The organism is Arthrobacter sp. Soil763 (genome assembly GCF_001428365.1).
Taxonomy (GTDB): domain Bacteria; phylum Actinomycetota; class Actinomycetes; order Actinomycetales; family Micrococcaceae; genus Arthrobacter.
The window spans coordinates 736,994-750,977 of the sequence record NZ_LMSH01000003.1 but is presented as its reverse complement, the minus strand read 5'-3'; the positions used below and the strand labels follow the sequence as shown (position 1 = coordinate 750,977).

The 13,984-nt window shown below is 70.6% G+C and carries 9 protein-coding genes; 2 read left to right on the top strand and 7 right to left on the bottom strand.

Annotated elements, in window-relative coordinates; genetic code table 11:
* Positions 1 to 96: 96 nt before the first annotated feature.
* Positions 97 to 765: a lipoyl(octanoyl) transferase LipB gene (lipB, locus tag ASG71_RS13125; protein WP_056739902.1), complete on the bottom strand. Its 669-nt coding sequence runs from the start codon at positions 763 to 765 to the stop codon at positions 97 to 99.
* A 107-nt stretch (positions 766 to 872) separates the two neighbouring features.
* Here lipB and ASG71_RS13120 point away from each other — a divergent pair, with 107 nt between their 5' ends.
* Positions 873 to 2,780 (top strand): serine/threonine protein kinase, encoded by a 1,908-nt coding sequence (locus tag ASG71_RS13120; RefSeq protein WP_056739900.1) that lies wholly within the window; start codon positions 873 to 875, stop codon positions 2,778 to 2,780.
* 153 nt (positions 2,781 to 2,933) lie between these two features.
* On the opposite strand, the gene ASG71_RS13115 is transcribed toward ASG71_RS13120, so the two are convergent.
* Positions 2,934 to 3,827, bottom strand: a complete 894-nt coding sequence (locus ASG71_RS13115) for a TIGR01777 family oxidoreductase (protein WP_056739897.1) — start codon at positions 3,825 to 3,827, stop codon at positions 2,934 to 2,936.
* 74 nt (positions 3,828 to 3,901) lie between these two features.
* Here ASG71_RS13115 and ASG71_RS13110 point away from each other — a divergent pair, with 74 nt between their 5' ends.
* Positions 3,902 to 7,450, top strand: a complete 3,549-nt coding sequence (locus tag ASG71_RS13110; protein WP_056739895.1) for a S41 family peptidase — start codon at positions 3,902 to 3,904, stop codon at positions 7,448 to 7,450.
* A gap of 118 nt (positions 7,451 to 7,568) precedes the next feature.
* Here the strand turns inward: ASG71_RS13110 and ASG71_RS13105 are convergent, their stop codons facing one another.
* The 5 genes from ASG71_RS13105 to ASG71_RS13085 form a co-directional block, all read right to left on the bottom strand.
* Complete coding sequence (locus ASG71_RS13105; protein WP_056739892.1) at positions 7,569 to 7,997, bottom strand: OsmC family protein; 429 nt, start codon at positions 7,995 to 7,997, stop codon at positions 7,569 to 7,571.
* Between the two features lie 209 nt (positions 7,998 to 8,206).
* Positions 8,207 to 8,557 (bottom strand): hypothetical protein, encoded by a 351-nt coding sequence (locus ASG71_RS13100; protein WP_056739890.1) that lies wholly within the window; start codon positions 8,555 to 8,557, stop codon positions 8,207 to 8,209.
* A gap of 156 nt (positions 8,558 to 8,713) precedes the next feature.
* The gene (gene sucB, locus ASG71_RS13095; RefSeq protein ID WP_056739888.1) at positions 8,714 to 10,495 is read right to left on the bottom strand and encodes a 2-oxoglutarate dehydrogenase, E2 component, dihydrolipoamide succinyltransferase; all 1,782 of its coding nucleotides are present in this window, start codon (positions 10,493 to 10,495) and stop codon (positions 8,714 to 8,716) included.
* A 123-nt stretch (positions 10,496 to 10,618) separates the two neighbouring features.
* Positions 10,619 to 12,004 (bottom strand): dihydrolipoyl dehydrogenase, encoded by a 1,386-nt coding sequence (lpdA, locus tag ASG71_RS13090; RefSeq protein ID WP_056739886.1) that lies wholly within the window; start codon positions 12,002 to 12,004, stop codon positions 10,619 to 10,621.
* A 283-nt stretch (positions 12,005 to 12,287) separates the two neighbouring features.
* On the bottom strand, positions 12,288 to 13,814 hold the full coding sequence (locus tag ASG71_RS13085; RefSeq protein WP_056739884.1) for a leucyl aminopeptidase: 1,527 nt from the start codon (positions 13,812 to 13,814) through the stop codon (positions 12,288 to 12,290).
* Between the last annotated feature and the right edge of the window lie 170 nt (positions 13,815 to 13,984).

Sequence of the window (13,984 nt, the reverse complement as noted above, 5' to 3'; positions counted from 1 at the left end):
GGACTTTGGCTTTGATCCATTCCGGTTTGCGTTCCACCGGGGTGGCCGCGTTGCGCTGCTCGATGCGCAGCAGCTTCCGGCCTTCTGGTGCCAGGGTCACAGTAGGGCTCCTTCATGGGTTGCAACAAGGGCTTCTTCATTGTTGCGCAGTTCTTCGATGACACGCGACACGAGGTCCGCCGGGGCAACGTCCCGGCCGGTCTCCTGCGCGATCGTGGTGACGCCGGCGTCGGTGATGCCGCAGGCGATGATCTGGCCGTAGGGGGCCAGGTCGTTGTTGCAGTTGATGGCGAACCCGTGCATGGTCACACCCTCGTGGACCCGGATGCCGATGGCTGCGATCTTGCGGTCCGGGCCCTTCGCGTCGGCCTCGATCCAGACGCCCGCCCGGCCCTTAATCCGGACGGCGTCGATGCCGTAGTCGGCGAGGACGGCAATCATGACGGCCTCAAGGCGTTCGACGTAGTCACGGATGCCGGCCTTGTTTTTCAGTTTGATGATCGGGTAGCCCACCAGCTGGCCGGGGCCATGCCAGGTCAGCTTGCCGCCGCGGTCCACGGCGACCACGGGCGTTCCATCGAAGGGGCGCTCGTGGTCTTCGGTACGCTTTCCAGCGGTGTAGACGGCGGAGTGTTCGAGGAGCAGAACAGTGCTGGGCGCGGTGCCGGCGAGGACTTTCTCGTGGAGTTCGCGCTGGATCTCCCACCCGCGCGTGTAATCGATGTAGTCCGGGGCAAGACCCAGCTGTTGGAACTCAAGAGTCATGGCATCCAGCTTAGACCTCGGCCGTCCCGCCGACCGATTCTGTGGTGAAGCTCTCATACCTGTGGATAACTTCTGCAGGCCCGGCGCGGATCGGCTATTCCTAGGACATGGACGCATACGGGCAGACTTCCCTTCCTGATTCCCCTGCCGGTTCCCTCCCCGTACCGGACGTTGACGGGTTCGACGTCGGGCGGTTGCTGGGGCGCGGCGGCGCGGCTGCCGTCTGGCTCGCCACCGAGCATGTGACGCGCCGTGACGTCGCGCTCAAGTGCTTCGGACCGCCCGGGGACACAGCGCCCGGCGACGCCGGGGACCAGGCAGCGGATGAGGCCGGGGAAGCCGTCCGCAGGGAGCTCGGCATCCTGTCAGCGCTGGAACACGAGCACCTGATCAAGGCCCGCGACGTTGTCCGGGTGGGGTACGGGCCCGGCGGCGGGCTGGCCCTGGTCCTGGATTACGCAGCGGGCGGGTCGCTGGCCCAGCTCCTGGCTGCCCGGGGCAGCCTGGGTGCCGGCGAGACCGTCACCGTGCTCACCCCGGTCGCGCAGGCACTGGCGTATCTGCACGCGAACGGCTTCACGCATGGCGACGTGGCGCCGGGCAATGTGCTGTTCACGGCCCACGGCAAACCGCTGCTCTCCGACCTGGGCGTGGCTCGAATGTTGGTCGATCCGGAGGAGGCGGTGCGCCCCGGGACGGAAGGGTTCAGGGATCCCGCGCCGGTGGACGCGGTCCGGGCCGGGCTGTACCCGGAGTCCGACGTGTACTCCGCGGCGGCACTGGGCTGGTATTGCCTGACCGGCCGTGCCCCGGCGGCGCAACAGCAGCGGCCGCCGCTGCCGCTGCTGGTCCCGGAGGTCCCCGCAGCCCTGGCCGAGGCCCTGGAGGCCGGGCTGTGCGAGGACCGGCGGCTGCGTCCGTCCGCCGCCGAGTTCGCTGCGGCCGTCTTCCGCAGCGCCCGGGCGGAACCCGTGGACCTGTCGGGCTCGGCGCACCCCACGGTCTTGCCGGAGCTACTGACCCGCCGCTCGGCACCGTCAGGGGCCGGCGGCCGCCGGGGCGCGCGGCTGCGGGCTGGGCTGGAGCGGTGGCGGCGGCAACGGACGGCGCGGGAGCAGCGGACGGCGCGGGATCCGGCCGTGGTGGGGCCGGGGCGGCGGCAGCGGACGGACCTGCCTGCGGTTGCTGCGGCTGCGGAGCCCGGCGGGCGTTCGGCGGCGGAACCGAGTGGGTATGCCACGGGCCGGCGCAGGGCACGGCACGCCGCCGGTCCCGGGCGCGGGCGCGGGCGCCGGCTGCGGCGGGCGGGGATCACGATCCTGATGTCGCTGGTGGTCACCGCGGCCGGCGTCTTCGGCACGCTGCTGGTGGCAGGCGGTTTGGCGGCGGGGCAATGGGCGCCGGAGCTTCGTCCCGTGTCCGGAGAAACCCCGGGACAGGCCGCGGCGCCGGCCGGGGGAGTCCGCGCGGAACCTGGCAGGGGAGACGGTACCCGGCCGGCTGAAGAGCACAACGAACAGCGCAGCAAACCGAAGGAGGCCCGGGGTGCGGGCGACGGTGTGCACGCGCAGGACAGCGGCCGGGACGATGTGTTCGGGGTCGTGCCCGCCGGGCTGCGCGGCCTGCTCGCGGCGGACCAGCCGGAGGACGCAGTCCGCGGACTGGCGGCCCTGCGTGCCCACGCCTTCAGCACCGGCGACACCGCCTTGCTGCAGCTGGTGACGGTCCCGGCCTCCCCGGCCGCGGCGGCGGACGCCGCCGTCGGGACCCGCCTGGCCCGTTCAGGCCACGTCTTCGAGGGCTTCGAAGCGCGGCTTTCACAGCTGGCGCGGCGGCCGGGGAGCACCTCCGTCAGGGCGGTTGTTTCGGTCAAGGTCGACTCGCCGCCCTACCGGGAGCGCGACGCCAGCGGCACGGTCATCGCCGAGGCCGCCGCGCACCAGCAGCAGCTGCGGCTGGTGCTGGTGCCGGTGGACGGGCAGTGGCGGATCCAGGAGATCCTGCCCGGGAGCTGACCACACGGCGGGCCGTGGAGCTGACCACACGGCGGGCCGTGGAGCTGACCACCCGCCTGCGGGCCGCGAAGGTGGGTCGGGCAGCCGCGCCGAGCGCGGTGACAGGACCGCCACTCCGGCCGGCGGCCGCGGCCAACTACCCTGGGCCGGGCGTCAGTCCCGGCCGGCCACCCAGGCGGCGGCCTCGGCAAGTGCGGGGTGCTGCCAACGGAAACCGGCCCCGGCCAGGGCGGCGGGCTCCATCCGCTGGCTGGCCAGCAGCAGCTCATCGGCCAGCTGGCCCATGACCAGGCGCAGGACCGGGGCCGGGACGCGCAGCAGGGCCGGCCTGTGCAGGGCCTTTGCCAGCTGCGCGATCAGCGCGTTCACGTCGGCGCTTTCGGGCGCGCACACGTTAACCGGTCCCTGCAGCGGAGCCGTGAGCAGGAACTCGAAGGCGCCGGCCACATCCGGCAGCGTGACCCAGGGCCAGTACTGCCGGCCATCGCCGAGCGGTCCGCCAACGCCCAGGCGCAGCAGGGGCAGGAGCCGGCCAAGGGCCCCGCCGCGGCGGCTCAGGACCACGCCGGTGCGGGCGGTGACCACGCGCACCCCGGCCGGCGCCTCATGGGCGGCCGCCTCCCACCCGGCGCAGATCTCGGCCAGCAGGCCCGCGCCGCGGGGCGAGTCCTCCCGCAGCACGGACGCGCCGGCGCTGCCGTAGTAGCCGGAGGCCGACTGGCTCAGGAACACCGCGGGCGGCGTCTCCATCCTGGCCATCGCCGCCGCCAGGGTCCGCGTGGGGCCCAGCCGTGAAGCGCTGAGTTCGGTGACTCGGCGGCGGGTCCACGGCCGGTCGCCGATCCCGGCTCCGGAGAGGTTGATGACGGCGTCGGCACCCTCCAGCGCACGGTCGTCGATGCGCCCGGCAGCGGGGTCCCACTGGTACTCCGCTGCGCTCGACGGAGGTTTCCGGACCAAGGTGACGACGTCGTGCCCGCTGGCACGCAGCGTGCCGGAAACGGCTGTCCCGATCAGCCCGGAGGCGCCGGCGATAAGAATTCGCATAAGTCATCTCACCATGCCCGGCACGGTAGCGGAACCTCCCCGGCGGCAGCCGCGCCGTTGACTATGATCGAACGATGACCTCTTCGAGCTACCTCCGTTTCCCGCATCTTCACGGCGATCTGGTCACCTTCGTGGCCGAGGACGACGTCTGGATCGCGCCCCTGGACGGCGGCCGGGCGTGGCGGGTCTCATCGCTGCAGCTGCCGGCCCGCAACCCTCGCTTCACCCCTGACGGGCAGCGCCTGGTCTGGACCGTGATCCAGGGCACCGCCCCCGAGGTCGTCACGGCGGACGTCGACGGCGGCGGGTACCGCCAGCTCAGCTACTTCGGCCACAGCTCCACCAAGGTCAAGGGCTTCACGCGCGACGGCGATGTGGTGGTCACCAGCGCCTTCCGGCAGGGGGACAGCCGGCTCACACACGCCTACAGCCTCCCCGTCACCGGCGGCTGGGCGCAGGAGCTGCCGTTCGGGCCGGTCGAGTCCGTCGCCTACGGCCCCGTCGTCGGGGACGAGCGGCCCGTGGTCCTGGCCAGCGTGCTCTCCCGGGAACCGGCCTGGTGGAAGCGCTACCGGGGCGGCGCAGCGGGCAAGCTCTGGATCGACGCGGACGGCAACGGCGAATTCGAACGCCTCGCTGCCGAGCTCGACGGAAACCTCACCGACCCGATGTGGGTCCAGGGCCGGATCGCGTTCCTCTCCGACCACGAGGGCTACGGAAACCTTTACTCCGTGCTGCCGAACGGCTCCGACCTGCGCCGCCACACCGACCACGAGGACTTCTACGTCCGGCACGCGTCCACCGACGGCAGCCGGATCATCTTCGAGTCCGCCGGTGAATTGTGGCTGCTGGCCGGGCTGGACGCCGACGCGGTCAAGCTGCCGATCACCCTGGGGTCCGCCTCGCAGGCCCGGCGCCCCGAGGCGCTGAAGGCCGCCCGGCACCTGGGCGATGTGATCCCGGATGCGACCGGTGACTCCAGCGCGGTCGAGACCCACGGCACCCTGCACTGGCTGCGGCACAAGGACGGCCCCTCGCGCGTCATCGCGGCCGACCTGGGAGTCAGGGCCCGTTTGCCGCGGCCCTTCGGTTCCGGCCGGATCGCCTATGTCGCCGACCATGACGGGGCCGAGGCCCTTTACCTGCAGGACATCGCCGGCCCGGTGCGCGGCGTTCACGGCGCCGGCAGCCAGGGCCGCCCCGCCGCAGCGCCGGCAGCAGCCGCCGCGCCGGCGGACCACGACGGCCCGGAACTGCCCCGGCCCGTCTCCGCGGCCGCGCTGGCCCGCCCGGCCGGCGGCGGCGCGGCGGGAGTCACTGCCGCCGCGGGAAGCACCGGAGCGGCAGGCGCCGGAGCGGCAGGCGCCGACGACGCCGTCGCACCGGCTGCCGCAGATGCCGCACCGGCCGGGGCCGCGTCCGACGCCGGCCAGGCCGCGGAGCCCGGCGAGGCCGGGCAGCGGACCCGGATCGACTTCCCGGCCCCCAGCCGGGCCAGCGCCATGGAGGCCAGCCCGGACGGCAACTGGCTCGCCGTCGGCACCTCCTTCGGTGAGATCTACCTCGCCAACACCCGCAGCGGGGACCTGACACTGCTCAGCACCATCGGTGAAGGCAGCATCGAGGCCTTCACCTGGTCGCCCGACTCGGCGTGGCTGGGGTGGGCGGAGCCGGTGACCTCCTTCGGCTCCCGGACCCGCCTGCGGCTCGCCCCAGTCCAGCAGGCCGGCGCCGCCATCATCGACGTCACCGACGGCCGCTTTCGGGATGACGCGCCTGCCTTCACCCCCGACGGGAAGTTCCTGGCCTTCCTCTCCAACCGCAGCTTCGACCCGGTCTACGACGGCCATTCCTTCGACCTGTCGTTCCCGAGCCCGATCAAGCCCTACCTGGTGGCGCTGGCTGCCGACACCCCGTCGCCCTTCGGTCCCGACGTCGCCCTGCCCGGCGAGGCTGACTCTGAGGGGGCAACGGACTCCGGTTCGGCCGGAAGCGTCACGGTCACGGTCGACGCCGACGGCCTGGCCCACCGCGTGATCAGCGTCCCCGTCCCGCAGGGCAACTACTCTGACCTGTCCGCCGCCGACGGCGCCCTGCTCTGGCTCGACCACGAACTGGCCGGCGTCACGGGCGACGGCAGGGCCAGCCTTGAGGACAAGAACGCGGCACCGAGCCTGGTCCGCTTCGACCTCGCCAAGCGGCGCACCAGCACGATCGTGGAGGCGCTGGACCGCTACCGGCTCAGCGGCGACGGCGAAAAAATCGTCACGGTCAAGGACAAGCAGGTCCACGTCTCACCCTCCGCGGCGAAGGCCGACGAGGAGTCGGGCCAGCGGGTGAGCGTCGACCTGAACCGGATCCGGGTCCGGCTGGATCCGGTCAGCGTCTGGGGCCAGGCCTTCGACGAGGCCTGGCGCCTGCAGCGCGATTTCTTCTGGACCGAGGACATGGCCGGTCAGGACTGGGACTCCGTCCACGCCCGGTACCGGCCGATCGTGGACCGGCTCGGCTCCCACGATGACCTCGTGGACCTGCTCTGGGAACTGCACGGCGAACTGGGCACCTCGCACGCCTACGTCCGGCCCGCCCTCGTCACCGAAAACGGCAGCAACGGCCAAGGACGGCTCGGCGCCGACCTTGCCTTCACCGGCGAGGGCTGGGAGATCACCCGCATCCTGGCGGGGGAGTCCTCCGACCCGCTGGCCACCTCGCCGCTGACCCGCCCGGGCGTGGACGCCCGGGCCGGGGACGTGCTCCTGGCCATCGACGGCGTCGAACTCTCCGAGGCGCTGACCCCGGCCGGGCAGCTCGTCGGCGCCGCGGGCCGCGCGGTGGAACTGACCCTGCGCAACGGCGCCGCCCACGGTGACCGCGCCGGGCAGCAGCGCCGCGTCGCCGTCGTGCCGGTCAAGGACGAGGAGCGGCTCCGCTACCAGGAGTGGGTCGCGGCCAACCGGCGGACCGTGCGGGAGGCCTCGAAGGGCACCTTCGGCTACCTGCACATCCCGGACATGATGGCCAACGGCTGGGCGCAGCTGCACCGCGACCTGGACACGGAGACCTCCCTCGACGGTCTGATCGTCGATGTCCGGCGCAACCGCGGCGGCCACACCTCCCAGCTCGTCGCGGAGCTGATCGGCCGCAAAGTCACCGGCTGGAGCATGCCGCGCGGGGAGCGTCCGCGCACCTACCCGCACCATGCCCCGCGCGGCCCGGTCATCATCCTCACCGATGAATTCGCCGGATCCGACGGCGACATCATCACCCAGGTATCGAAGCTGCGCGGGATCGGGCCCGTCATCGGCACCCGCACCTGGGGCGGCGTGGTCGGCATCGACAACCGCTTCGCCCTCGCGGACGGGACCGGTGTCACGCAGCCGCGCTATGCCACCTGGTTCACCGGCGGCGTGGGCTGGGGCGTCGAGAACTACGGCGTCGCCCCGGACATCGAGGTCGTCTTCCCGCCGCACGCCTACGCGGCCGGCACCGACCCGCAGCTCGAATACGGTATCGGCGCCCTGAAGGAAATGATCCAAGAACTGCCCACCGACCGGCCGCCCCTGCGCGAGGGCTACCGCCTGGTCCGGCCGGCGCCCCTGCCGGCCCGCAGCCCGCGCGGCTAGCGACCGGCGCAGTACAGCCCGCCGCGGCTTTCGGGCCCGGCACGGCCCGGCGCACGGCAAAGGCCCCCGCCCTCCGGAACAACCCGGGAGGCGGGGGCCTTGGCGTTGGCGCTCCTGGCTAGGCGGCCAGGGTGGCGTCCAGGGTGATCTTGATGCCGGTCAGGGCTGCCGAGACAGGGCAGCCGGTCTTGGCCTCTTCGGCGATGCGCTGGAAGTCCTCTTCGGAGATGCCGGGCACCCGGGCGTTCAGGGTGAGGTGGCTGCCGGTGATGCCGGTGCCGGGCTCGAAGGTGACGTCAGCCTTGGTGTTGACTTCCTCCGGCGTGTGGCCGGCCTGCGCCAGGGCGTGGCTGAAGGCCATGGAGAAGCACGCGGAGTGCGCTGCGGCGATCAGTTCCTCCGGGCTGGTTTTGCCCTCGGCCGCCTCGGCGCGCGCCTTCCAGGTGACATCGAAGTTGCCCAGGCCCGAGCTGTCCAGGCTGGTGTTGCCTGCTCCGGACATCAGGTCGCCGTTCCATACAGTGTGTGCGGTGCGTGTCGTTGCCATATCCACTCCTCAGCGTCGTTGTACCAGGATCCGGCCAGTCGGCGGACCCTGCCGTGTCCCATCCTAGGGAGTCGTTCCCGCCCCCGCACCCGGTGTCCGCTGTCAGAGAAGTCGTGCCCCGGCACAGCGCCTGCCGGCGTACGCCCGGGAGGTTAACGACGACGGCGACGCACCCCGCGGGGTGCGTCGCCGTCGTCGGCAAGGAGTTGCTACTGCCAGAGCGTGGCGATCGCGACGTTCAGCAGGGCCAGGCCGCCGACGCCGTGGGCGAGGGCCTTGCCGACCGGCTCGTCCTTCTTGTACCGGCGGCTGCCGATGAACGCGAGCACGGCCACCGCGAGGGCGATCGCGAACTTGATGCCAAGCTTGAAGTAGTTGGCCTCCATGTCCAGGGCCGGGATGAGGCCCATCATCACAATGCCGGTAATGAGCTGGAGTGCTGCGCCGTCGAACTGGCGCGGGTGGACGGTGGGCTTCTTCATCTGGCCGATCCAGAGGCCGACGATCATGGCGGCGCCGACGATGTGCAGGAAGACCATGACGTTATAGACGATGTTCATGGGACCAGTGTAGCGAAGGTGTTCTACGCCCCGTAGTAGGACCCGCCCGCGGCGGCGGGACGCGGCGCCGCGGCGGCACGCAAACGGCGGCGGCCGTGCCGGCTGTGGTTTCCCACCGCCCGCACGGCCGCCGCCGTCGGTGCTGCTGTTTCGGGCCTAGAGGCCGAGATCGGCCTCGAAGGCGCCTTCTTCCAGCCGCGCCTTGAGCGTCTGCAGGAAGCGTCCGGCGTCCGCGCCGTCCACCAGGCGGTGGTCGTACGTCAGCGAGAGGTACATCATGGAGCGGATGGCGATCGAGTCGTCGCCGTTCTCGTCGGACACGACGACGGCGCGCTTGACGATCGCGCCGGTGCCCAGGATGGCCACCTGCGGCTGGTTGATGATCGGGGTGTCGAACAGGGCCCCGACCGAACCGATGTTGGTGATGCTGAAGGTGCCGCCGGACAGCTCATCCGGACCGATCTTGCCGTTGCGGGTGCGGTCGGCGACGTCGGCGATCTTGCCGGAAAGGCCGGCAAGGTTCAGGTTTCCGGCATCGGCGATGACCGGAACCAGCAGGCCCTTGTCGGTGTCCACCGCAATCGCCAGGTGCTCGGCGTTGTGGTAAGTGATCTCCTGCTTGTCCTCGTCGTAGGAGGCGTTCAGCTTCGGGTGCTGCTTCAGTGCCTCGGCGACGGCCTTGGCGATGAACGGCAGGAAGGTCAGCTTGGAGCCGTTCTGGGCCTGGAACGAGTTCTTGGCCTTGGCGCGCAGCTTGGCGACCTTGGTCATGTCGACCTCGTGGACCTGGGTCAGCTGGGTGGAGACATCCAGCGACTCGCGCATGCGGCGGGCGATGACCTGGCGGATGCGCGGGGCCTTCTGCACGGTGCCGCGCAGCGAGGACGCGGCGGCCGACGGCGCTGCCGAGGCGGCTGCTGCCGGAGCCGGTGCGGCGGCCGCGGGGGCTGCCTTGGCTTCTGCCGCGGCAAGCACGTCCTGCTTGCGGATGCGGCCGCCGACGCCGGTGCCGGTCAGCGACGCGATGTCCACGCCCTGCTGGTTGGCGAGCTTGCGGACCAGGGGAGTGACGTAGCCGGACTCGGCCGGAGCCGAGGCGGCCGGGGCAGCCTGCTTGGGAGCTTCCTGCTTGGGAGCTTCCTGGGCGGGGGCGGCGGGAGCTTCCTGCTTAGGGGCCTCCTGGGCCGGGGCAGCGGGTGCGGGGGCGGCCGGTGCTTCCTGCTTCGGTGCTTCCTGCTTGGGAGCTTCCTGCTTGGGAGCCTCCGGGGCCGGGGCTGCCGCGGGTGCGGCGGCGCCGGAACCGATCACGGCGAGGACGGAGCCGACCTCGGCCGTCTCATCCTCCGCGACGCGGATTTCCTGCAGCGTGCCTGCCACCGGGGACGGGATCTCGGTGTCGACCTTGTCCGTCGAGACCTCCAGCAGCGGCTCGTCGACCTCGACCGTGTCGCCGACGCTCTTCAGCCAGCGGGTGACGGTGCCCTCGGTGACGCTCTCGCCCAGCGCGGGGAGGGTGACCTCGTGGCCTTCGCCGGCCGGAGCGGCCGGGGCTTCCTCGGCGGCAGGAGCGGCAGTTTCCGCCTCGGGGGCCGGGGCCTCGGCAGCGGACGGCGACTCGGCGGCGGCTTCCTCGGCCGGGGCTTCCTCAGCGGGAGCCTCCTCGGCCGCCGGAGCGGCGGCTTCGGTCGAGCCGGAACCCGAGCCGTCGCCGATACGGACCAGCGGAGCGCCAACTTCGGCGGTCTCGTCTTCGGCGACGAGGATTTCTTCGATCACGCCGGCGATCGGAGAGGGGATCTCGGTGTCGACCTTGTCGGTGGAGACTTCGAGCAGGGGCTCGTCCACCTCTACCCGGTCACCGACCTGCTTGAGCCAGCGGGTGACGGTTCCTTCGGTGACGCTCTCACCGAGGGCGGGCAAGTTAACGGATTCAGACATGTCGTCCCCGTTCTCCTTATTGATCTTTAGTGCGGATGGTTGCTGCCTGGTTCGAGCTTAGTGCACCCGGATTTGCGGGCCGGGCGCACTAAGCCCTGGGTCTTGCGGTGCTGCGGGGAACGCTTAGCCGTGCAGGGGCTTGCCGGCGAGGGCCAGGTGCGCTTCGCCCAAGGCCTCGTTCTGCGTCGGGTGGGCGTGGACCAGCTGGGCCACGTCCTCCGGGTAGGCTTCCCAGTTCACGATCAGCTGGGCCTCGCCGATCTGCTCACCCATGCGGGCGCCGATCATGTGGACGCCGACGACGGGGCCGTCCTTCTGGCGGACCAGCTTGACCAGGCCGGAGGTGCCCAGGATCGAGCTCTTGCCGTTGCCGGCCAGGTTGTACTCCTGGGTCTGGATCTGGTCGTCGCCGAACTTGGCCTTGGCGGCCTTTTCGGTGTAGCCGACGGTGGCGATTTCCGGCTCGGAGTAGGTGACCTTGGGGATGTTGACGTCCTCGACGACTACCGGCTTGAGGCCGGCGATTTCCTCGGCGACGAAGATGCCCTGCTGGTAGCCGCGGTGTGCGAGCTGGACGCCGGGGACGATGTCGCCGACGGCGTAGATGTTGCCGACGCCGGTGTGCAGGCGCTCGTTCGTGATGACGAAGCCGCGGTCGATCGTCAGGCCGGCCTCCTCGTAGCCGAGGTTGGCCGTGACCGGGCCGCGGCCGACGGCGACCAGCATGAGGTCGGCTTCGAAGGTCTTGCCGTCAACGAGGGTGACCTTGACGCCGTCGGCGTTCTGCTCCACGCCCTGGAAGAAGGTGCCGGTGGAGAACTTGATGCCGCGCTTCTTGAACGCGCGTTCGAAGGCCTTCACGATCGTTGCGTCCTCGTTCGGGACGAGGGAGGGCAGGCCTTCGATGATGGTGACGTCGACGCCGAAGGACTTCCAAACCGAGGCGAACTCGACGCCGATCACGCCGCCGCCCAGGATGATGGCGCTCTTGGGGATGAAGTCCATGGTGAGGGCTTCGTCGGAGGTGATGACCTTGCCGCCGATTTCCAGCCCGGGCAGGGTGCGGGAGTAGGAGCCGGTCGCGAGGACGATGTTCTTGCCCTTGTACGCGGTGCCGTTCACGACGACGGTGTCGGTGCCCTGGAGCTTGCCCTCACCCTCGATGACGGTGATGCCCTTCTTGCCCTTGATGAGTCCCTGCAGGCCCTTGAACTTGCCGGCGATGATGCCGTCCTTGTAGGCGTTGACGGCGTTGATGTCGATGCCGTCCAGGGAGACGTTAACGCCGTACTTGGCGGAGTCACGGGCGTGGTCGGCCAGTTCCGCGGAGTGCAGCAGGGCCTTGGTGGGGATGCAGCCGTTGTGCAGGCAGGTGCCGCCGAGCTTTCCCTTTTCAATGAGGCCGACGGTGAGGCCGAGCTGTACAGCGCGGAGGGCAGTGGCGTAACCGCCGCTGCCGCCGCCGAGTACCAGGATGTCGAATTCTTGCGCAGTTGCCTGATCGGCCACTAAAACGCTCCCTCGCGTGAACGATGACACGAGAGTACGCATCATCTGGTCTTGGAACCTGACTGCCGTGATTATGCCAGCAGCGACGGTTCCCTTTCGTTTGGAACTACTTCTGTGAAGCTGTGTGCTTTGAAACTACGGTTCACCTTAGCGAACCACCTATCCATGCTCCACCTTGCCGTGGCGTTTGTGGAGCGCTTGTGTCCAGAGTCACGCGGCCCTGTGGCCGGGGGATCATCCCCGGCCACAGGGCCGCGCGGACCCGTGGCTGCGGCGGGACCGCCTAAGCGGTTTTGGCCAGGAGGTCCTCGACGTAGGTGACCAGGGTGCGCACGGTGCTGCCGGTGCCCTGCTTGTGCGTGTAGCCGTAGGGGCTGCCAGTGTTGAAGGACGGTCCGGCGATGTCGATGTGGGCCCACGGGATCTGCTCGCCGTTGCGGTCCTTGCCGACGAATTCGCGCAGGAACACCGCCGCCGTCATCATGCCGCCGTGGCGTTCGCCGATGTTGGCGATGTCGGCGACCTGGGAGTCCAGGCTCGGACGCAGTTCCTCGGGCAGCGGCATCGGCCAGACCAGCTCGCCGGCGCGGTCCGCGGCGGCCTTGATGGCTCCCGTGACGGAATCCGCGCCCATGACACCGGCCGTGCGGTCGCCGAGCGCGATCAGCTGCGCACCGGTGAGGGTGGCGACGTCGATGATCGCGTCCGGGTACTCCTGGCTGGCGGCAACGATGCCGTCGGCCATGACCAGGCGGCCCTCGGCATCGGTGTTAAGGACCTCAACGGTCTTGCCGCCGAAGATCGTCATCACGTCGGCGGGACGCTGGGCGCTGCCCGAGGGCATGTTCTCGGCGATGCACAGCCACGCGGTCGCCTTGACCGGAAGGCCGAGTTCGGCCAGCGCGAGCACGGTGTTGAGGACGACGGCGGCGCCCGCCATGTCGGACTTCATCTCGCCCATGCCCAGGTGTGGCTTGAGCGAGATGCCGCCGGTGTCGAAGGTGATGCCCTTGCCCACGAGCGCGATTTTGGCGGTGGCCTTCGCCGGGGCGTATTCGACCTTGACCAGGCGCGGCTGCCGGCTGGAGCCCTTGCCGACGCCGAGGATGCCGCCGAAGCCGTCCTTCTCCAGGCGCTTCTCATCCCAGACGGTGACCTTGACCGGCAGGCCCTTGGCCAGTTCCTTGGCCGCATCGGCGAAGGTTTCCGGGTAGAGGTGGCTGGGCGGCTGGTTGACCAGCGAGCGGGTTGCCTTGACGGCCTTGCCAATCAGCGAGGCCCGCTCCAGCACCGGCTTCAGCGCCTTGTCCGCGGCGAGGTCGGTGAGGATGCGCACGGCCTTGACCGGGTCCTTGAGGCCGTCTTTGGTGGAGCGGTGTTCGGTGAAGGAGTAGGCGCCCATCGCGGCGCCTTCGGCGACGGCGGCGACGGCGGCGACATCGGGGGTCGGGAGGGCCAGGGTGACGGTCGAAACGCCTGCCAGCTGGCGGACGGCCGAGCCGGCCGCGCGGCGCAACGCTTCATCAGGGATCCGGGTGCCGGGGGAGACCTTGCCGACGCCGGCGAGGACGAGGACGGCGGCGCCGGCCTCCGGCAGGCCCGGAAGGCGGTGGGCTTGGTCCGCGGCGCCGGTGAGGCCCAGGGCTGCCAGCGACTCGGCCAGCGCCTCGGCGGACTTGGCGGTGAGCGGGTTCTCCAGCAGGACGGGACCGTCCGCGCCCTGGCCCACGCCCACGACGAGGGCGTCCGACGGCGACTTCTTCAGGTCGCCGGCGACCGCGCTCAGTTTGACTTCGGTATTCTTGACCACCAGGACAGTCCTCAATTCTGTGTGATTATTCGGCAGGATCTGCATGTTCGGCGCCCTGCCACGGGTACCCGGTCCACCTGCGGCGCTGCACGCCCGCCGGTGTCCCCAGGCCATCGATCAGGCCAGTTCCGATCGTAGTCTCTCCCCGGCGGCGGAATTCAATTTAATGA

Coding starts and splice junctions, on each gene's coding strand:
- sucB (WP_056739888.1), bottom strand. CDS start 10,495: ATGTCTGAATCCGTTAACTTGCCCGCCCTCGGTGAGAGCGTCACCGAA.
- lipB (WP_056739902.1), bottom strand. CDS start 765: ATGACTCTTGAGTTCCAACAGCTGGGTCTTGCCCCGGACTACATCGAT.
- ASG71_RS13110 (WP_056739895.1), top strand. CDS start 3,902: ATGACCTCTTCGAGCTACCTCCGTTTCCCGCATCTTCACGGCGATCTG.
- ASG71_RS13120 (WP_056739900.1), top strand. CDS start 873: ATGGACGCATACGGGCAGACTTCCCTTCCTGATTCCCCTGCCGGTTCC.
- ASG71_RS13115 (WP_056739897.1), bottom strand. CDS start 3,827: ATGCGAATTCTTATCGCCGGCGCCTCCGGGCTGATCGGGACAGCCGTT.
- ASG71_RS13105 (WP_056739892.1), bottom strand. CDS start 7,997: ATGGCAACGACACGCACCGCACACACTGTATGGAACGGCGACCTGATG.
- ASG71_RS13100 (WP_056739890.1), bottom strand. CDS start 8,557: ATGAACATCGTCTATAACGTCATGGTCTTCCTGCACATCGTCGGCGCC.